Annotated in this window: 16 protein-coding genes; 10 read left to right on the forward strand and 6 right to left on the reverse strand. The window is 68.7% G+C overall.

From position 1 onward, the window contains the following. Positions 1 to 59 precede the first annotated feature (59 nt). Together R8G01_00800 and R8G01_00805 are read left to right on the forward strand one after the other, a co-directional pair. Complete coding sequence (locus R8G01_00800; protein MDW3212507.1) at positions 60 to 677, forward strand: ATP-dependent Clp protease proteolytic subunit; 618 nt, start codon at positions 60 to 62, stop codon at positions 675 to 677. Continuing rightward, positions 674 to 1,312, forward strand: a complete 639-nt coding sequence (locus R8G01_00805) for an ATP-dependent Clp protease proteolytic subunit (GenBank protein MDW3212508.1) — start codon at positions 674 to 676, stop codon at positions 1,310 to 1,312. Before R8G01_00800 ends, R8G01_00805 begins: the two co-directional genes overlap by 4 nt. Here R8G01_00805 and R8G01_00810 read toward each other — a convergent pair. Both R8G01_00810 and R8G01_00815 read right to left on the reverse strand, forming a co-directional pair. Continuing rightward, a complete protein-coding gene (locus R8G01_00810; GenBank protein ID MDW3212509.1) occupies positions 1,262 to 1,702 on the reverse strand; it encodes a helix-turn-helix domain-containing protein in 441 nt (146 codons plus the stop codon). The two genes, R8G01_00805 and R8G01_00810, sit on opposite strands and share 51 nt — an antisense overlap. Positions 1,703 to 1,800: 98 nt before the next feature. Next, positions 1,801 to 2,817 carry a Gfo/Idh/MocA family oxidoreductase gene (locus R8G01_00815; protein ID MDW3212510.1) on the reverse strand — a complete coding sequence of 339 codons (1,017 nt, stop codon included), beginning with the start codon at positions 2,815 to 2,817 and terminating at the stop codon, positions 1,801 to 1,803. Positions 2,818 to 3,138: 321 nt separating this feature from the next. Here R8G01_00815 and rimP point away from each other — a divergent pair, with 321 nt between their 5' ends. The 6 genes from rimP (at position 3,139) to R8G01_00845 (ending at position 10,523) form a co-directional block, all read left to right on the forward strand. Then, positions 3,139 to 3,735: a ribosome maturation factor RimP gene (gene rimP, locus R8G01_00820; GenBank protein ID MDW3212511.1), complete on the forward strand. Its 597-nt coding sequence runs from the start codon at positions 3,139 to 3,141 to the stop codon at positions 3,733 to 3,735. Beyond that, positions 3,732 to 5,141, forward strand: a complete 1,410-nt coding sequence (nusA, locus tag R8G01_00825) for a transcription termination factor NusA (protein MDW3212512.1) — start codon at positions 3,732 to 3,734, stop codon at positions 5,139 to 5,141. Before rimP ends, nusA begins: the two co-directional genes overlap by 4 nt. 316 nt (positions 5,142 to 5,457) lie before the next feature. Continuing rightward, positions 5,458 to 8,301, forward strand: coding sequence for a translation initiation factor IF-2 (gene infB, locus R8G01_00830; GenBank protein ID MDW3212513.1), 2,844 nt, complete (start codon positions 5,458 to 5,460; stop codon positions 8,299 to 8,301). Positions 8,302 to 8,303: 2 nt separating this feature from the next. Continuing rightward, the gene (gene rbfA, locus R8G01_00835; protein ID MDW3212514.1) at positions 8,304 to 8,699 is read left to right on the forward strand and encodes a 30S ribosome-binding factor RbfA; all 396 of its coding nucleotides are present in this window, start codon (positions 8,304 to 8,306) and stop codon (positions 8,697 to 8,699) included. Next, positions 8,686 to 9,567 (forward strand): tRNA pseudouridine(55) synthase TruB, encoded by an 882-nt coding sequence (gene truB, locus R8G01_00840; protein MDW3212515.1) that lies wholly within the window; start codon positions 8,686 to 8,688, stop codon positions 9,565 to 9,567. Before rbfA ends, truB begins: the two co-directional genes overlap by 14 nt. An 11-nt stretch (positions 9,568 to 9,578) precedes the next feature. Then, positions 9,579 to 10,523, forward strand: coding sequence for a bifunctional riboflavin kinase/FAD synthetase (locus tag R8G01_00845; GenBank protein ID MDW3212516.1), 945 nt, complete (start codon positions 9,579 to 9,581; stop codon positions 10,521 to 10,523). Positions 10,524 to 10,577: 54 nt separating this feature from the next. Here R8G01_00845 and R8G01_00850 read toward each other — a convergent pair whose 3' ends face one another. The 3 genes from R8G01_00850 to R8G01_00860 all read right to left on the reverse strand — a co-directional run bounded on the left by R8G01_00850 (position 10,578) and on the right by R8G01_00860 (position 13,597). Beyond that, positions 10,578 to 11,774, reverse strand: coding sequence for an ABC transporter substrate-binding protein (locus R8G01_00850; GenBank protein ID MDW3212517.1), 1,197 nt, complete (start codon positions 11,772 to 11,774; stop codon positions 10,578 to 10,580). A gap of 279 nt (positions 11,775 to 12,053) precedes the next feature. Continuing rightward, positions 12,054 to 12,833: an ABC transporter permease subunit gene (locus tag R8G01_00855; protein MDW3212518.1), complete on the reverse strand. Its 780-nt coding sequence runs from the start codon at positions 12,831 to 12,833 to the stop codon at positions 12,054 to 12,056. Further along, the gene (locus tag R8G01_00860; GenBank protein ID MDW3212519.1) at positions 12,830 to 13,597 is read right to left on the reverse strand and encodes an ABC transporter ATP-binding protein; all 768 of its coding nucleotides are present in this window, start codon (positions 13,595 to 13,597) and stop codon (positions 12,830 to 12,832) included. The genes R8G01_00855 and R8G01_00860 overlap by 4 nt, the downstream gene beginning before the upstream one ends. A 134-nt stretch (positions 13,598 to 13,731) precedes the next feature. On the opposite strand from R8G01_00860, the gene rpsO reads away from it, so the two are divergent. After that, positions 13,732 to 13,995: a 30S ribosomal protein S15 gene (gene rpsO, locus R8G01_00865; protein MDW3212520.1), complete on the forward strand. Its 264-nt coding sequence runs from the start codon at positions 13,732 to 13,734 to the stop codon at positions 13,993 to 13,995. Positions 13,996 to 14,168: 173 nt separating this feature from the next. Here rpsO and R8G01_00870 read toward each other — a convergent pair whose 3' ends face one another. After that, complete coding sequence (locus tag R8G01_00870; protein MDW3212521.1) at positions 14,169 to 14,480, reverse strand: hypothetical protein; 312 nt, start codon at positions 14,478 to 14,480, stop codon at positions 14,169 to 14,171. Between the two features lie 166 nt (positions 14,481 to 14,646). Here R8G01_00870 and R8G01_00875 point away from each other — a divergent pair, with 166 nt between their 5' ends. Next, complete coding sequence (locus R8G01_00875; protein MDW3212522.1) at positions 14,647 to 20,001, forward strand: BTAD domain-containing putative transcriptional regulator; 5,355 nt, start codon at positions 14,647 to 14,649, stop codon at positions 19,999 to 20,001. Positions 20,002 to 20,182: the final 181 nt, after the last annotated feature.

The following is a 20,182-nucleotide window of genomic DNA, read 5'->3' on the forward strand; positions in this document are numbered from 1 at the left end:
CGTTTCTGCCTGCGGCAGAAAGGTGCATCACCACCACGTCCCGCGGCGACGCTGGCGGGATGACCCTTGCTGCTGCCCGACCGTTGTCCGACCGGTTGCTCGATGCGCGGATCCTCATGCTCGCCGACGAGGTGTCGGACGAGTCCGCCCACCGGCTGATCACCGAACTCCTGGCGCTCTCCGCCGACGACCCCGACTCCGACATCTGCCTGTTCATCAACTCGCCCGGCGGCTCGGTGCTCGCCGGTCTCGCCGTCTACGACGTGATGCAGTTGATCCCGAACGACGTCGTCACCGTCGCCACCGGCCTGGCCGCGAGCATGGGGCAGGTGCTGCTGTGCGCCGGCGCGGCGGGTAAACGGTTCGCGCTCCCGAACGCGCAGGTGTTGATGCACGAAGGGTCGGCAGGGATCGGGGGAGCGGCGGCCGACGTGGAGATCCAGGCCGCCAACCTCGTGGCCACGCTCGACCGGATGCGCTCGATCATCGCCCGGCACACCGACACCCCGATCGAGCAGGTCGTCGACGACGTCGGCCGCGACCGGTGGTTCGACGCGGAACAGGCACTCGAGTACGGCTTCGTCGACCACATCGTCCACTCGCTCGACGAGGTGTTGCCGCGACGAGTGGTCCGGCGGGTCGGCCTGGCATCGGGTGTGCAGGGGAGTGCGGCATGAGCAGCTACACGATCCCCACCGTCATCGAGACGACCCCGCGCGGTGAACGCGTCACCGACATCTACAGCCGGCTCCTCGGCGACCGGATCATCTTCATCGGCACGCCGATCGACGACGGCGTCGCCAACGTGGTGATCGCACAACTGCTCCACCTCGCCGCTGTGCAACCCGACCACGACATCCACCTCTACATCAACTCGCCGGGCGGGTCGTTCACCGCGATGCTGGCGATCTACGACACGATGCAGTTCGTCGCACCCGACGTCGCCACGCTGTGCGTCGGCCAGGCAGCCTCTTCGGCGGCCGTGCTGTTGGCCGCCGGAGCCCCTGGCAAGCGGGCCGTCCTCGAACACGCCAGGGTGTTGCTCGATCAACCACACGCCGACGGCCGGCGCGGGTCGATGAGCGACCTGGCGCTCGAAGCAGCCGAACTGGCCAGGGTCCGTGGCGAGATGGAGTCGTTGCTCGCCCGCCACACCGGCCGATCGGTCGCCGACGTCCGAGCCGACACCGACCGGGCGTTGGTGCTGGCCGGCGCGGAGGCCGTCGCCTACGGCGCGGCGGACGTGGTGCCCGCCGCGAACTCAGGCGGCCAGCTGGAAACGGGTCGTGCGCTGACCCCGAACACCATCTGAACGCGCCGCCGACTCGATCCGGTGTTGGACCGAGCGGCCCTCGATGCGGAGGCGCTCGGCGGACCGTTCGAGGATCTCGACGAGCGGCAGATCGAGTGCCGTGCCGATCGCATCCAAGACGTCGGAGGACACCTCCTTGCGGCCACGCTCGACCTCTGACAGGTAGGGCAGCGACACGGCGGCCTCGTCGGCCACGTCGGCCAGGGTGCGCTCCTGGCGCTGCCGTTCGTCGCGCAGCACGTCACCGATGACGTCACGGAGGCGGGGTGGGTCGACATCGACCTGCGTCGCGACGGGTGGCCGGTTGGAGGGGAACCGCAGGACCGTCGCTCCCGAGCCGCGGGACCGCTCGGATTCGGGTACCGTCCGATCGCTCGCTCCCTCGCTCACGACCGTGACGCTACACCGATCGCGACCGACGGGTCATCGCTGCTCGCTCCTGCAGGGGCCGCCGATCGACCCTGGAGTACGGCCGCCGAGCCCGATGCTCAGGCGTCGCCGGCGATGTCGACACGACGACCGGTCGCCGCCGAATCCATGACCGCCGCGATGGAGCGGACGGTTGCGAGCCCACCGAGCAGGTCGCAGGGTGGGGTCGCGGTTCCCGCGGCGACGTCGAGGAACGTCTGCGCCTGGCTGGCGAGCCAGCGACGATGCGGGTCGTGACTCGTGCTCACCGTGGCCCAGGTGCCGTTCGGTCCGGAGGACCGGGACAGCGTGTCGCCGTACAGATCGAGACGCAGTGAGCCGGCCGTGCCGTGCACGGTGATGATGAACTCGAAGAGCTCCTGGTGGTGGCCGATCGAGTACACCGCCATCACGGGACCGTGACGCCCCACCATGTGCACGGTGTCGGGGACGTCGACGTCGCCGAGCACGTAGTTGTCGGTGTCGGCCGAGACCTCGGTCATGGGACCGAGCATCCATTCGCCCATGTTGACCGAGTGGGTGAGGATGTCGTAGACGACGCCACCACCCGTGGCCAGATCGGCGTAGTAGGTGTCTGCGTAGTCGGGTCGGACGGTCGGTTGGTGGGCGCCGCGCATCGACACGAACTGGATCGGTGTTCCGATGTCGCCCGACAGCACCCGGTCACGCAGTTCGATGACGAGGTCGCTGCTGATCAGCGGGTATGCGACCATCACCGGTACGCCGGATGCCCTGCACTCCTCGGCCCACTCGGCGACACCGTCGGGGACGAGGGTGAGTGGCTTCTCCATGAGGAGAGGGAACCCGGCAGCGGTGACGCGTCGGCCGACAGCGAGATGCGTGTGGGCCGGCGTCGCGACGACGACGCCGTCCCACGATCCGTCGAGCGCGGCATCGAGATCCGTGACCAGACCGACGTCGGGTGCCATCTCCGCGATCTCTGCCAGCTGCGCGTCGTCGGTATCGCACATCGAGATCGCGATCGAGGTGTGCTGTGTCCTGAGGGACGAGAAGGCTTCGAGGTGGCGGCGGCCCATGAGGCCGGCGCCGACGATGAGGACGTGGTGGTCGGTCACATGGGCTTCCTTGGGTCGAGGGGCGGGTTTCCGGCTCGGCACGGGCGTTCTCGGCGAGGAGTTCCTCGCCCGGAGCGCTCGTTGCGAATCATGTGACCCTGTCGCCGGCGGCATTGTCGCGCCCCAGTCGCGCCGCGCTCCAGGGTCAGTGCCGGTTGCGGCGGATCGCTCGCTTCGTGGGCCGCGGCGGCGACGCTAGCCGAACAGGCACCCCGCCAGAAGGGCCCCGCCTCCGGCTATAGTAGAGATCCCTATTGGTTTGGTGACCGAAAGGCGTGGGCTCCGGCTCACGCCTTGTTTTGTGAAAGGAGGCGAATCGACATGACCGACAGTCCCGTACTCCAACGAGTCCGCGAGCTGATCGAACCGATCGCCTCCGACCTCGACCTCGACCTCTACGACCTCGAACAACGGGGCGGCACGCTGCGGGTCACGATCGACACGCCCCCCGGTTCCGAGGGCGGCGTCGACATGGACAAGCTCGCACTGGCGACCCGTCTGATCTCTCGCGAGATGGACCACCACGACCCGATGCCCGGCCGGTACACGCTCGAGGTCACGAGCCCGGGTGTCGAGCGCACGTTGCGCACTCCCGCCCATTTTCAGCGCGAGATCGGCAAGACGATCAACGTGCGTCTCGCCGACACCAATGCCGAGCAGCGTCGCTTCGAAGGTGTGCTCGTCGCCGCCGACGACACGACCGCGACGGTCCGTCTCGACGATGCCGACCTGACCGAACAGGTCGTCGCGCTCGCCGACATCGACCGCGCCCGAACCGTGTTCGTGTGGGGACCGCAGCCCAAGCCGGGCGGCAAGGGTGCCCCGAAGAAGAAGCAGAAGAGCACCAAGAGCAAGTCGCCGCAGCCCTCGAAGTCGGGCGCGCAGCAATCGTCGGATTCGAAGAAGGAGCCATCGTGAGCAATCTCGACATGAGCGAAGCCATTCGCCTCCTCGCCCAGGAGAAGGGCATGTCGGAGGACGATCTCCTCCACGTACTCGTCGACGCGTTGGCGAGCGCCTACAAGCGCCGTCCCGGCGCGGCCGACGAGGTCGTCGTCGAGGTCAATCCGACCACGATGACCTTCTCCTTCACCGCCTACGACCTCGACGAGGACGGCAACTGGGTCAACGAGCGCGACGACACGCCCGACAAGGAAGACCTCGGACGCATCGCCGCCCAGACCTTCCGTCAGGTGATGAGCCAGCGCATCCGCGAAGTTGAGCGCGATCGCAAGTTCGAGGAGTACGCGAACCGCGAGGGCGACATCGTCACCGGCATCATCCAGCAGACCGACACGCGCTACACGCTGCTCGACCTCGGCCGGGTCGAAGCCCTGCTGCCGCAGGCCGAGCAGGTCCCGTACGAGCGCCCCAACCCGGGTGACCGTGCGAAGGCCTACATCGTCGAGGTCCGCAAGACCGCCAAGGGCCCGCAGATCGTCGTGTCCCGCACGCATCCGGGTCTCATCAAGCGCCTCTTCGAACTCGAGGTGCCCGAGATCGCCGACGGCATCGTCGAGATCAAGGCATGCGCCCGTGAACCAGGGCACCGCACGAAGATCGCCGTCTGGTCGAACGACCACAACGTCGACCCGGTCGGTGCCTGCGTCGGTGCACGCGGTGCTCGCGTCCGCATGGTCGTCAACGAGTTGCGAGGCGAGAAGATCGACATCGTGCCGTTCAGCGAAGACCTTGCCGACATGGTCGCCAAGGCGCTGTCGCCGGCCAAGGTCAACCAGGTCAACATCTCCGAAGATGGCACCGCCGCCGACGTGATCGTGCCCGACCACCAGCTCAGCCTGGCGATCGGCCGCGAGGGTCAGAACGCTCGTCTGTCCGCTCGCCTCACCGGCGTGCGTGTCGACATCCGATCCGAGACGCAGGTCGCCGAGGGCGTCCCCGCCGGGAGCTACCTCGACGACCACGTCGAGTACGCCGAGGGCGAGTGGAAAGAGAACGAAGCCGGCGAAATGGAATGGCACGCCGCCGATGGCAGCGTGATCAGCCAGGCCGACTGGATCGCTCAGACCGAAGGCGGCGCAACCGACGATGCTGCTGCCGAGTCGACCGATGACGCTGCTGCCGAGTCGACCGACGATGCTGCTGCCGAGTCGACCGACGATGCTGCTGCCGAGTCGACCGATGACGCTGCTGCCGAGTCGACCGACGATGCTGCTGCCGAGTCGACCGACGATGCTGCTGCCGAGTCGACCGATGACGCTGCTGCCGAGTCGACCGACGATGCTGCTGCCGAGTCGACCGCCGACGACACCGAGCCGGAGGCCGCCGCTTCCGCCGAGGGTGAGGATGACGCAGCCGGGTGACGCTCACGTTCCGATCCGTACGTGCATCGGGTGCCGTCAGCCGCACCCGCAGACACGATTGCTCCGCTGCGTCCTCGACGCCGACGGAACGATCCGTGTCGATCGCCGAGCGCCCGGTCGTGGCGCCTGGTTGTGCGGATCAGGGTGTCTCGAGCCGGCACGCCGCAAGCGTGCCTTCGATCGAGCCTGGCGTACCACGGTGCGCCCGGAGGCGATCGAGCAACTCAGCGCTCGACTGGCCGAACTGAACGACTGAACAGGTGGGGAACGCCCCCGCCTCTGCGAGACTGACGAACGACGAAAGGTTGCCCACAAGGTGGCGAAGAACATCCGAGTACATGAACTAGCCAAGGAACTCGGCATGACGAATGCCGAGGCCGTCGACCTGTGCGGCGTGCTCGGCGTTCCGATCAAGAGCCATTCCTCCTCGCTCAACGAGGCGTATGCCGACATGGTTCGCCGGCGGGCAGTTCGTGACGGCCTCACCCGGGACGAACAGCCCGAGGAGCCGAAGCCCGAGCCGAAGAAGAAGCCGGCCAAGAAGAAGGCCGCCGCCAAGAAGGCAGCGGCCAAGCCGGCAGCGAGCGAGGCGAAGCCCGCCGAGGAGCCGGCGGCCGAAGCACCCGAGCCTGCTGCCGAGCCGCCCGCCGCCGAAGCGCCCGCGCCGGAGCCGGCCGCCGAGCCGCCCGCGGCCGAAGCACCCGAGCCTGCTGCCGAGCCGCCCGCCGAGGCACCCGCCGAGGCACCCGCCGCCGAAGCACCGACTCCCGAGCCGGCACCCGAACCTGCTGCCGAGCCGCCCGCCGAGGCACCCGCTCCGGCTCCGGCCGAGGAGCCGGCCGCCGAGCCCATTTCGAGCCCCGGCCCCGAGTCGGCCGCGGCCCGCACCATTTCGAGCCCCGGCCCCGAATCGGCTGCCGCCCGCACCATTTCGAGCCCCGGCCCCGATTCGGCTCCCAAGCCCCCGGCACGGCCCGAGGCCGCCGAAGCCAAGGCGGCGCCGGCCGCTCCGCCGACACCCCCGAGGGCGCCGTCGGGCAAGCCGATCCCGCCGCCCCCCGGTCGTCCGGTCTCCGCGTCGGGCAAGCCGATCCCGCCGCCCCCCGGCTCAGCGCGGCCCGCAGCAGGTCGTCCTGCCGGCGGTCCCGGCGGTCGCACGGGTGGCTACGCAGGTCGCCCTGGTGGCGGAGGTGGCCCCGGTGGGTTCGCCGGTCGCCCAGGTGGCGGCCCCGGTGGCGGCCCCCGCCCCGGTGGCGGTCGCCCGAGCGGCCAACGCCGACCACCACGTCGCAGCAAGCGGCGTCGTCGTCGCGATCGCGACGAGTTGCAGCCCCAGGAGCAGAGCTTCACCGCAGCAGATGCACCCGTGCCCGAGGGCACGGTCGTCATCGAGCGCGGTGTCTCGGCCCAGGAGTTCGGCCCGAAACTGAACCGCACCGCCGGTGACGTCATCAAGTTCCTCCTGCAGCACGGCGAGATGCTCACGGTCACCATGGGCCTCTCCGACGAGCACATGGAGTTGTTCGCGCTCGATCTCGGTGCCGACATTCTCCTCGTCAACCCGGGTCAACAGCAGGAGATCGAACTCCAGGCGATGTTCGACGACAGCGACGACGACGACGAGGAGTTGCTCGAAGAGCGGCCGCCCGTCATCACCGTCATGGGTCACGTCGACCACGGCAAGACCACGGTCCTCGACCGCATCCGTTCGGCCAACGTCGTCGACGGCGAGGCCGGCGGCATCACCCAGCACATCGGCGCCTACCAGGTGGAGAAGGACGGCAAGAAGCTGACCTTCATCGACACCCCGGGCCACGCGGCGTTCACGCAGATGCGTGCCCGCGGCGCGCAAGCGACCGACATCGTCGTGCTCGTCGTCGCCGCCGACGACGGCGTGATGCCCCAGACGATCGAGGCGATCAACCACGCGAAGGCGGCCGACGTGCCGATCGTCGTGGCGGTCAACAAGATCGACAAGGACAACGCCGATCCGCAGCGTGTGCTCACCGAACTCGCCGAGCAGGAACTCGTCCCCGAGTCGTGGGGTGGCGACACGATCGTCGTCGAGATGTCGGCCCTGCAAGACCTGGGCATCGACGACCTGCTCGACCAGCTCAACGTGGTCGCCGAACTCGAAGACCTCCAGGCCAACCCGACCGGGCGGGCCAAGGGCATCGTGCTCGAGGCCAACCTCGACAAGGGTCGCGGCCCCGTTGCCACGATCCTCGTCGACAAGGGCGAACTCAAGGTCGGCGATCCGATCGTGGCCGGCCCCGCGTGGGGCAAGGTCCGAGCGATGATCAACGACAAGGGCGAGCAGATCAAGGTCGCCGGACCGTCGACGCCGATCGAGGTGCTCGGTCTGGGCTCCGTGCCCGAAGCGGGCGACGAGTTCCGTGCGGCTCCCGACGAGAAGACGGCTCGCACCGTCGGTGAGGCTCGCGAGTTCCACCGTCGGGTGCGCGACCAGCGCGGCGATGCCCGTGTGAAGTCCGGCGTCAAGCTCGAGGACATCTTCGATCAGATCCAGAGCGGCGAGTCCGCCACGCTGAACCTGATCCTCAAGGCCGACGTGCAGGGTTCGCTCGAAGCGGTCACCGAGAGCCTTCGCAAGCTCGGTCGTGACGAGGTCGACCTCACGTTCGTGCACCGTGCCGTGGGTGGTATCACCGAGAACGACATCACCTTGGCCGCCACGACCAACTCGACCATCATCGGCTTCAACGTCCGTCCGGATCGCAAGGCCCGTGAGGCGGCCGAGACCGAGAGCGTCGAGATCCGCACGTACGAGATCATCTACAAGCTGCTCGAAGACATCGAGCAGGCGATGGTCGGCATGCTCGCCCCCGAGTACGAAGAGGTCGTCACCGGCGACGCGGAAGTTCGCGAGATCTTCCGGGTACCGAAAATCGGTGCGATCGCCGGTTGCCTGGTGCAGAACGGCGTCATCACCCGTGGTTCGAAGGTCCGCTTCCTCCGCGACGGCACGATCATCTGGAAGGGCAGCATCACCTCGCTGCGCCGCTTCAAGGACGACGCGCAAGAAGTGCGCGCCGGTTTCGAGTGCGGTATCGGTCTGTCCGACTTCCAGGATCTCAAGCCCGGCGACGTCATCGAGACCTACGACGAGCGCGAGGTCGCTCGCACGCTGAGCAGCTGACCATGGCAGGGCGTGGCAAACGATCGACTCGTGGCGGGGGCGGGCACAAGTACCCGCGCTCGGCGCGGGTCGGCGAGACGCTGCGCGAGATCATCGCAGAAGAACTCGTCCGGATCGACGACGAGCGCCTGGCGTTCGTCACGGTCACCGGTATCGAGGTCGACAACGAACTCAATCGTGCGCATGTCTTCTTCGACTCGCTCGCGGGTGAGGACGGCGACGCCGACATCATCGCCGCGCTCGACGAGAACCGGGCCCGGCTGCAGTCGTCGATCGGCAAGCAGATCCGGGCCAAGAAGACGCCGATCCTCGACTTCCAGCCCGACATCGCGCTCCGGTCGGCAGAGCGGATCGACGACATTCTCCGCGAAGACCGTCAGCGCCGTGGCGAGGCGTAAGCCCGCCACCACCCACGGCCTCTGCGTCGTCGACAAACCCGCCGGCGTCACCAGCCACGACGTCGTCGGCATGTTGCGCCGACGGTTCCACGAGCGGCAGGTCGGTCATGCCGGCACGCTCGACCCCGACGCCACCGGCGTCCTCGTGGTCGCGGTCGGCATGACCACGAAGCTCCTCCGGTTCATCGAGAAGACCGAGAAGCGGTACGTCGGCGAGGTCGTCCTGGGGACGGAGACCTCCACCCTCGATTCGTCGGGCGAGGTCACGGCCACGTTCGACATGGCGGCGGTGACGCTCGACGACGCCCGGCGGGTCGCCGCCGAACACCTGACCGGCGACATCATGCAGATCCCGCCGATGGTGTCGGCGATCCGGGTCGACGGCAAACGTCTCCACGAACTCGCCCGTGAAGGCATCGAGATCGAACGCGAACCCCGACCGGTCACGATCTCGTCGTTGACGATCGATGCGGCACCCGATCCCGGCGTGTTCACGATCGACGTGACGTGCACGGCCGGGACGTACATCCGAACCCTGGCGGCCGACCTCGGGCACCTGCTCGGCGGGGGAGCGCACCTGCGACGCCTGCGCCGCACGGCGGTCGGGGCGTTCACGATCGAGGAGTCCGGCGCTCCCGACGAGTGTGAGCTCCTGCCGGTCGAGACCGCCGTGCGCGGGCTCACCGCGGTCGTCATCGACCAACCGACTGCCGCGCTCGTCGGCAACGGCCGGGTACTGCCTCGGTTCGAGGGAGTCGGACCGTGGGCACTGTTCACCGACGACGGGGTCCTGCTCGCGGTCTACGAGCCCTTCCGTGACGACGAGGCCAAACCGTCCGTCGTGCTCCCGACCGCCATCGGCAGGTAGCGTCAGCAGGCGTGCTGGTGATCACCGACGCCTCGACCGAACCGTTCCCCTCCGAGCGGACGGTGCTCACCATCGGAGCGTACGACGGGCTGCACCACGGCCACCAGGCCGTCATCGCCCAGGTGCGTGCGCTCGCCGCCGAACGCGATGCCCGGTCGGCGGTGGTGACCTTCGATCGGCACCCGGCGACGGTCGTTCGTCCCGAGTCGGCGCCGAAGTTGCTGACCGATCACGATCAGCGCATGGAGCTCCTCGAGGCGACCGGCATCGACGCCGCGGTGGTCCTGCCGTTCACTCAGGAGATGGCCGAAGAGTCGCCGCTCGCGTTCATCGAGCGGGTGTTGGTCAAGTGCCTACACGCCGAATGCGTGGTCGTCGGTGACGACTTCCACTTCGGGCGCCACCGCGAAGGCAACGTCGCACTACTCCGCGAGATCGGTGAGACGTACGGGTTCGACGTCGAGCCGGTGGTGCTCGTCTCACGGGCCGACGGTGTCGACGAACCGGTGAGCAGCACCGCCATCCGCCGTGCGCTCGCCGGTGGCAACGTGGCCCTCGCGACCGCGATGCTCGGCCGACCGTTCGAGGCCCGCGGCGTGGTCGTCCAAGGTGACCAGCGGGGCCGATTGCTCGGATTCCCCACGGCCAATGTCGAGGTGTCGAATCGTGTCTGTCTGCCCGCCGACGGCGTGTACGCCGGTGTCTACGAACGTCCTGACGGCTCGCAACACCCGTGCGCGATCAACCTCGGGCGCCGGCCGACCTTCTACGAGCATGCCGACAGTTCCCTGCTCGAGGCGCACCTGCTCGACTACGAAGGCGACCTCTACGGCGAACCGGCCAGGGTGCAGTTCGTCGACTTCCTCCGGTCGGAGCGCAAGTTCGACGGCATCGACGCCCTGGTCGAGCAGCTCAAGCTCGACATCGAACACGCCCGCGGAGTCGTCAGCGAGTGAGCGGCGGGACGCGCCGAGAGGTGCGCCCCGCCAGCCTGCTCACGCGCCGTGCGGTCAGCCCGGCCAGACGACCGTGCCGTCGGCGTCGTACAAATCGGCGACCAGGTCGGGCTCGAAACGACCGTCGATCGCGGGTGCCCCGGCATCGCCGTACACGCCCACCGAGTCGTAGGTCGCGATCTCGGCCGCGAGCAGCTCGGCGTCAGGCACGCCGGGGAAGCTGTCGGCGGGTGTGGTGTCGCTGATCAGTTGCGCGTCGGTCGCCCAGCGGAACGCCTCGCCCTCCGGCGACAGGAAGTTCGGGTTGCCGTTGCCGTTGATGAGGTCGACCGCGATCGCCGCGGCTTCCGCCGGGTCGGCGATCGCGTCGGCGAGGCCGCGCATGGCCGCCCGCATGAAGTCCTCGGCCGCGGTCGGGTGCTCGTCGAGGAACGTGCGGTTCGTGTAGATGAGGCCGAACGAGCCGGGGATGTCATAGTCGGCCGGGTCGTACAGCGTGAACGGGACACCGGCCCGTTCGAGCGCGCCCGGCTCGTTGCTCTTCCATCCCGGCACGGCCGAGATGCCCTCGACTTCGAAGTGCGCGATCGGGTTGAACCCGTCGAGCAGCAGCGTGTCGAAGTCGGTGCCCTCGACCAGGCCGACCTCGGCCAGCATCGCCGCGATGCTCGGTGGCAGCTTGCCCTTCACGCCGATCGTCGTCCCGGCGAGCGACTCGAGATCGTCGAAGCCCGGCTTGACCATCAGGCTGTCGATCGACACACGTCCTTCCACCGCGAGCGCCACGAGGTCGGCGTCGTTGACGGTGGAGAAGGAGGCGAGTTCGCTGAACGAACCCGACGACGAGAACTGGGCGTCGTTCGCCGCCACGAGCGGGTAGTTCGCCGTGGAGAACGATGCCGCAACGTCGACGTCGAGGCACAGTTCGTCGAAGTAGCCCTTGGCGTCGGCGACGAGCACTTCGACGATCGAGGCGGTGGCCGCGTAGTCGAACCCGGTCAGATAGCTGATCGTGCCGGCGGCCCGATTGGCCTCGCACCGGGCGTCGGGGAACGCCTCGCCGTCGGTGACCCGGAGGTCATCGGCGGCGTCATCGTCGTCGGCCGAGGGGTCGCTCGGAAGCGGGGGTGCATCGACCGACGAGGACGGTGCGTCGGCGGTGCCGGGGGACGTGTCGTCGTCGCCACCACACGCGGCAGCGATCAGGACGAGCGGAAGGGTGAGCAGGGCGAAGGCGCGCTGGCGCTTCATGGATGTCCTCCAAGAGGTGGATGATCGGATGTAGCCAGCACACGACCGAGGCGAACCGTTGCTAGAGGTCGGTTCGACGTCGAAAACCTTCGTGTACCGGCACCATACCGAGCACATCGGACGATCACGAGTTGTGCCAGGAGGTCGAGCGGATGGGTGAGGCTCTGCCGAACCTGGCCGCTCGACACTCCCAATGGATACGGGGAGGAATCAGCGGAATGAAAAGGAGCGGAGCGACCTATCCGCTGATCCTCCAGGCACAACCCGTGACGCCGGCGGTCAGGCGGGGGAGCGACGCTGCGAGGCGTGCCAGTGCAGCAGCCAGCGTTCGATCACCACGACGACGGCCTGGCTCCCGATGCCGAGCACGGCGGTGCACAGGATCGTCGTCCAGAGGATCGAACCCTCGTTGAGCGCTGCGGCCCGCTTGCCGGCCTCGCCGAGACCGTTCGAACTCAAGGCCGCCCCCTCGGCGAAGTAGGCGGCAGCGAGCCCCAGACCGACGTTGAAACGTGCGGCGGTGAACAACGACGGCATCGCCGACGGCAACCGCAGCCGCCACAGCACCTCCCACCGCGACGCGTCGACCGAGGCGAACAGTTCGCGCGCCGCCGGATCGGCACCGCGCATTCCCCCGACCGTCGCGTAGACGAACGCCGGGACGGTCACGAAGACGACGAGGAACAGGATCGACGGTGTCCCGCGTCCGACCCACAGCACGATCGAGCTGATGTAGGCGACCCACGGCGTGACGAGGATCAGGACCAGCAGCGGTTGGCTCGCCTGCTCGAGCGGCCGGAACGCGGCGAGCAGGGCGCCGAGTGTCACGGCGATCGCGAGCGAGACGACGAGCCCGATCGCGAGCCGCTGACCCGTCACCCAGATGTTGTCGAGGTAGTAGCCGGGGGTCTCGAGGAACGTCGACACCACCTCCGAGGGCGGGAGCAGCACGAACTCGCGCACGTTGCGCAGTCGCACGAACGCCTCCCAGAAGACGCCGAGCGCGACCGCACCCACCGTCGCCCACATGACCGTGCTGTTGCGCAGTCGTTCGATCATCGGCCGGCTCCACTGTGCAGCATCTGACGGAGCTCGCGTTCGTAGGCGAAGAACGCCGGGTCGTCCTCGGTCTCGGGCACCCGCGGTCGAGGCAGGTCGATCGTGACCGTGCCGACGATGCGCCCCGGACGAGCCGACATCACCGCCACCCGATCCGAGAGGAACACCGCCTCGGCGATCGAATGGGTGACGAACAACACCGCTGCGTTGACCGGCTCGCACAGTTCGGCCAGCAGGTGCCGCATGTCGGCGCGAGTGATCTCGTCGAGCGCCGCGAACGGCTCGTCCATCAGCAGGTATGGGGCGCCGAGCGCGAAGGCGCGCACGAGCGCGACCCGCTGTTGCATGCCGCCCGACAACTCGTGCGGGTACGCGTCGGCGAAGTCGGCGAGTCCGACCTGCTCGAGCAGGGTCGTCGGGTCACGACGCATCGGCGGCTCGGCCTCGGGGCGCAGGTCGCGCAGCAGCCGGGCGTTCGCGGCGACGGTGCGCCACGGCAGGAGCGCCGGCGCCTGGGGGACGAAGCCGATCCGCTTGGCACGCCGAGCGACGGCGGGGGAGCGGTCGTCGATGGTGATGCGGCCACCGGTCGGCTGCTCGAGCCCGGCGATCAAGCGCAACAGGGTGGTCTTGCCGCAGCCGCTCGGCCCGAGCAGCGTGACGACCTCGCCGGGCGCGACGTGGAGGTCGACGGGAGCGAGCGCCTCGGTCGGGCCGAACGACTTCGTGACCTGGCGTACCTCGACGCCGCTGCTGGGGTCCACGCGGCGGGAGCGTACTGGTTGTGTCCGGTCGTGGCTCGCCCGTAGCATTGCTGCGTCCGTCGAGGTCCCGACTTCGGCGTGATGCGATCGGCCCGCCCGGGTCGACGCGACCTCCATCCGGAAGGCAGAACACCATGGCACTCACCGCCAAGAAAGACATCGTCGCGAAGCACGGCTCGTCCGAGAACGACACCGGCTCGCCCGAGGTGCAGATCGCGCTCCTGACCGATCGCATCCAGCACCTGACCGAGCACCTGAAGGTGCACAAGAAGGACCACCACAGCCGTCGTGGCCTCCTGATGCTCGTCGGCCGCCGTCGTCGCATGCTCGACTACTTGGCCGACATCGACGTCGAGCGCTACCGCAAGCTCATCGCCGAACTCGGCCTCAGGCGCTGATCTCTGCGGCGATCGCGGCGTTGCGCCTCGCCGCTTCTCCATCACCAGATGGAGAGCGGCTCGTCGCGCCTTGCGCTCCCCACAGATCTCAGCGCCTGAGCAACTGATGACCGCGGCCGTGTGCTGGTCGGGTCTCAGCGGCGCGTCCAGTTGATCCGGCGGCGATTGCGTCGTCAGCCGGCCTCCGCGCGGCAGTGCTCGACCCATCGCTCGAGACTGTCCGCCGTCCCCGGCGCGTCCAACATGCAGGCGGTGTACGCCGCCTCGTACGTCGAGAGGCAGGTCTGGATCCGACGTTCCGCCCCGTCGGCCGAGACGGGCCCGTCGGTCGCACACGGCTCGCTCCCGGCCGATGCGGAACCGATGGTGCCGAGTCCGACGAGCGAGCCGGTCGCGACCAGTGCTGCTGCCGCGAGCAGCCGCCGGAGCCGTGGGGCCGTTCCGGTGCGCTCGGCGTTCTGCAAGGATTCGGGTGCGGTGATCATGATGGGTGTCCTTTCATCGGGCTCATCGATCGATGAGCGGCGTCGGTGTGCACGTTCGCGACGACCGCTTGTCGACGGGTTCCGAACCGGCAAGGGAGCGAAAAACCGGCCCTTTACCGGTCGTGGGCATCGTGGAGCCGACGGGATGTGACAGGGGGACGGCTGGGTGAAGGACTCGAACGGTGTGGTCGAGCAGACTCGATCGGCGTGGTACCGGATACGGGTGCTCGGTCCCGTGGTCGTCGAGCGCGACGGGGAGCCGGTCGACATCGGCGGTCCGAAGCCGACGCTCCTGCTCGCGCTCCTGACGGCGGTCTCCCACCAGGTCGTCTCGGTCGACACCCTGATCGATGGCTTGTGGGGCGATGATCCTCCGGCGACGGCCCGCAAGGCGCTCCAGGTGCATGTGTCGAACGTCCGGCGGGCGCTCGGCGCCGAGTTCCCGCTCCGCACGGCCGGCGGTGGATACGTCGTCGATCGCGACCGGCTCGATGTCGACGCGATCCGATTCGAATCGGAGCTCGCTGCCGCCGTGGCGGCGCTGCCATCGGATCCACGGAGTGCACGGGACCAGGCGGTTGCCGCGTTGGCGCGGTGGCGGGGCGCTGCCTACGCCGGACTCGACGCTCCGGAAGCGCTCCGGGGCGAAGTCGCCCGATTGACCGAGCTGCGGCACCAGGCCAACACCGTGCGACTCGAGTCGCGGTTGCTCCTCGGTCAGCACACCGACGTGGTCGCCGAGCTGGATGCCCTCACGACCGAGCACCCGTATCGTGAAGACCTCCGTCGGCTCCACATGATCGCGCTGTACCGATCCGGGCGGCAGACCGATGCGCTCCGTTCGTACGATCGGACTCGCGACCGGTTGCGTGACGACCTCGGGCTCGACCCGTCCGCCGAACTCCGGGCGCTGCAGCGGCAGGTGCTCGACCAGGCGCCCGAGCTCGATCTGGCTCCGAGCGGGCCGGCGACCTCAGGTCGAGCCCCCACGGCCGCAGGTCGGCTCGAGATCGACGAACCTGAGGCGCGCGACATCTCCGGTCACGCCGTGCGCGGCTACGAGTTGCGTGACCCGTTGGGCGAGGCGGCGCATGCGGTCGTGTACCGGGCATACCAGGCGTCGGTCGGGCGCGAGGTGGCGATCAAGGTCATCCGGCCCGAGTACGCCAACCAACCCGGGTTCGTGAAGCGTTTCGAGGCGGAGGCGCAGTACGTCGCCCGCCTCGAGCATCCGCACATCGTGCCGCTGTACGACTACTGGCGGGACCCGGATGGTGCCTACCTGGTGATGCAGTGGCTGCGGGCGGGCAGCCTCGCGAGTGCCCTCGAGGAATCGCCGTGGGATCCGCCGGCCGCGCTCCGCCTGCTCGACCAGGTGGGGTCGGCGCTGTCGTACGCCCACCGGCACGGTGTGCTGCACCGTGACGTCAAACCGGCGAACGTGCTCCTCGACGGCGAGGGCAATGCCTACCTCGGCGACTTCGGCATCGCGGCCGGCCGCGAGAACGTGCGGGCGGACTGCGATGACTCGTCGCGCACCTACGTCGCACCGGAGGAACTCGCCGGCGTGAGCGTGGGAGCGCCCGCCGACCTGTACGCCTTCGCGCTGCTCGCGAACGAGCTGCTGACGGGCACTCGACCGACCTGGGGGAGCCCTCCCGTCAGCGTGACCGTCACCCGGCCCGACCTGCCGGTCGCCATCGACGCCATCCTGGCGAAGGCCACCGACGCCGACCCCCAGCGGCGATACCAGCGTGTCGAGGACCTGCTGCGAGCGCTGCGTCAGGCGTTCGGGTCCGACGTCGTCACCCGTGAAGTGGTTCCCGACGCCGAGGTCAGGAACCCGTACAAGGGGCTCCGAGCATTCACCGAGACCGATGCATCCGACTACTTCGGTCGGACCGAACTGGTGGAGCGGGTCGTCGATCAGATCTCGAGGTCGGGGCTCACCGTGGTCGTCGGACCGTCCGGCTCGGGGAAGTCGAGCCTCGTCAAGGCCGGAGTGCTCCCGGTCGTTCGTCGCGACGGACTCCGCGGTCGGAACCTGGACCACGGCGACGTCTTCGTCGCCGAGATGTTCCCGGGTACGTACCCGTTCGAAGAACTCGAGTCGGCTCTGCTCCGCGTCGCGGTCGACCGACCGGCGAGTCTGATCGACGACCTGACCGCCGACGATCGTGGTCTGCTGCGCGTCTCGAAGCAGATCCTTCCCGACGACACCACGACGCTGCTGCTCGTCATCGATCAGTTCGAGGAGTTGTTCTCGATGACCCCCACCGAGGAAGTCCGTCGCAGGTTCCTCGACAACCTCGTCACGGTGGCCGGCGACGAGCGGTCGCGCGTGCGGATCGTCGCGACGATCCGGGCGGACTTCTTCGACCGCCCGCTGGCGTACCCCGCCTTCGGTGCGCTGATGTCGGCGGCGCTCGTGCCCGTGCCGACGCCGACCGATCGAGAACTCGCCGCAACGATCGCCGGCCCCGCTCGCAACGCCGGTCTGGACGTCGAGACCGGCCTGATCCCGCTGATCACCCGCGACGTCGCCGACGAGCCGGGGGCGCTCCCGTTGATGCAGCACGCGCTGTCTGAGCTGGTGGGCGAGCGCGAGGGGCGAACGCTCACCATCGAAGCGTACGAGCGGACCGGCGGCGTGATCGGTTCGCTCGCTCGTCGGGCCGAGGACATCTTCGTCGGGCTGCCGGCGGGAGCCCGGTCGGTCGCAGAGGAGTTGTTCGTCCACCTCGTCGTCGTCGACGAGGAGAGCGACGACACACGCCGCCGGGTTCGACGGACCGAACTGGACTCGATCGGACTCAACCCGACGGCTCTCGACACGGTCTTGGGCGACTTCGGGTCGTTCCGATTGCTGACGTTCGATCACGACCCGGTGACTCGCGGGCAGACGGTCGAGGTGGCCCACGAAGCCCTGATCCGCGAGTGGCCGCGACTGCGGGGTTGGATCGACGCGCGGCGCGAGGGCCTGATCCTCCAGCGACGGCTCCAGACGGCGACGAACGACTGGTTGGCGAGCCGACGGGAACCCAGCTTCCTGTTCGCAGGTGGACGGCTGGACCAGTACGAACTCTGGGCGGGCGCGACGAATGTCCGCTTGACCGCCGACGAGAGCGCGTTCCTCGACGAGGGCCGACGGGTCAGCGACGACCGTGACCGACGCGCAGCGCGACGGCGCCGGTCGGTGCTGGCGGGCGTCGCCGGTCTGGCCGTGGTAGCGCTCGTCGTGGCCGCGGTCGCCCTCGTTCAACGGCGGCGGGCAGACCAGTCGGCAGCGGCGGCCGCGGCGTCGGCGATCGAGGCAGAGGGAGCGGCGAGGGAAGCCGATGCCCTTCGTGTCGTCGCCGACGAGGTCGCCGCCGAGGCAGAGGCCGAGCGTGAGCGTGCCGAACAGTTGCGTTCCGAAGCGGAGCGACGAGCGATGATCGAAGCGGCCCGGGCGGTCGGGTTCGAGGCCTCGCGGTTGTCGGCGACGGACCCCGACGGTGCGCTCGAGGCAGCGATCGAGTCGGCGGACCGGTCAGCCGCCATCGGCGTGACGCTCCCGGAAACGATGAGCGGTTTGTGGGACGCCACGCAGAGCTACCGGCGTCTCGGCGAGTTCCAGGGCAACGGGTTCTTCACGATCACCGGCCAAGTCGCCGGGGTGTCGCCCGACGGCCGCCGCGCTGTCGTGACCGTTCCGCTGACACGGTCGGAGGACTCGGAGTCCGTCACCCGGATCCACGACGTGTCCGACGGCCAGGTCGTCCGCGAGTTCGGACCGCCCGACGGGATCCAGTCGACGTGGGACCAGCGCGACGACGAGATCATCATCGCCACCGCCGGTGGCGAGCTCCAGTGGTGGGACCCGACCGGCCGGCGGCTGCTCCGGAGTGAGCAACCCGAGCGCGGAAGCATCTGGTACGTCGAGGCCACGGACGACCACCTGACCTACTCCCGGGTCCGCAACCGGTCGAACGGGGTGTCGACCGTCGTCATCCGGAACCGTGCGACGGGCGATGACGTGGTGCGCATCGATGACGCCTACTGGGCTCGCCTCTCGCCGGGCGGCCGGTTGGCGGTGATCTTCCTGATCGGACGACAGGTCGCCGTCGTCGACCTGGAGGATGGCTCGGAACTCATGCGGATCGATCACGGGCTCGACCCGTACATGGCAGGGTCGAGTGTCGAATGGATCGGCGACGACGATCGTCTGCTCCTGCCGCGTCCCGACGGGACGATCGCCCACGTCGACGTACGCGAGGGCTCGATCGTCGACCCCTACCCGAACACATTGGTCGGCTTGGTGCCTGTCGGAATTCGTTCGAGCCCCGACGGTCGGCTGTTCGCCGAAGCCGACAGCGATACCAGCGTGCGCGTCTACGAGACCGATTCGCACCGTGAGGTGCTCCGCCTGGATGGTCACGACGCCCCCGTCGGCGCCGTCCAGTGGGTCGGTGCGGATCGTCTCATCTCGAAGGACGACTCCGGGCGCGCCATCGTGTGGGACCTCGCGCCCCCGTCTGCTTCGACCACTCCGTTCGTCAGCGCCGGCGAGTTCCCGGTGCACCACGACACGTTCGAGGATCGATACGTGATGGTCTCCAGCCGGAGAGCACGCGGGCAGGTGTGGGACACGCTCACGGGCGAGCTCGTGGTCGAGTTCGAGATCGGTGACGATCTCCAGGACCTCAACACCGTGACACACACCGAACTCGGCCTGATCGCGGCTCCGGCGGCTTCGGGCATCCGTGTCTTCGACGTCGGTCGCCGCGAATGGGTGCTCGATCTGCGGTCCGAGGCACTCGATCATCCGCTGGCGTTCTCACCGGACGGCCGACTCCTGCTCGCCGGTTCCGCGTACTCGGCGCTCAATGCAGGGGCCACGCAACGTTCGGTCACGGCGATGATCGACGTCGCCACGGGCGAGGAGCTCTGGAGGTTCGACGACGCGCTGACGGTCGCGGGGGAGTTCCTGCCGGACGGGGGGACGGTCGTGCTCTCCGGTCCACGCGATGTCAACATCATCGACTTCGCGACCAGGTTCGTCGACGTGGATACCGGCGTCGTGGTCGGGGACCAGCGGCTGTTCTGGTGGATCAACGACATCGCCGTCGCCCCGGACGGTACGAGCGTCGCCGTGGCCCAGAGCGGAGACGACGGGGAGATCGTGGTGTACGACGTCGCCCGCGCAGTCGTGGCTCCGCTGGCCGACGCGGTGGAGAACGAGACGGTCGTGTCCACGCGTGGCAGCATCAAAACCCTGGAGTACTCGCCGGACGGATCCATCTTGTTCGTCGGGTCCAACGACGGTGTCCTGCGAGCGCTCGACGCGTCGAATCTCGAACCGGTGTGGTCGATCGACAACGGTTTCGTGTTCACCGAACTCCGTTTCGTCGACGGGCTGATGCGCTTCGCGGTACCGGCGGGTCTTCCCGTCGGGATCGGGCACGGGCCCTACGGCATCATCGGCGTCCCCTACGACCAAGCCGAGTTCGCCGACTGGGCCCGCTCCCTCATCCCCTGATCGCGAGTTGTGCCAGGCACAACTCGCGATGCGCCGGCCCGCCGCCCATCCCCACATTGGGGGCGGGTGACGGTACACTCTGACTTCGGAATGCGGAAGGTCCGCGTTCTGCACAACGAGCGGCGACGAGTTGGTTGCCGGTTGCCCATCCCGTGTCCTGAACTTGCAGGTCAGCGGGGTC

The sequence above is a fragment of the Ilumatobacteraceae bacterium genome (assembly GCA_033344875.1).
GTDB lineage: Bacteria > Actinomycetota > Acidimicrobiia > Acidimicrobiales > Ilumatobacteraceae > Ilumatobacter.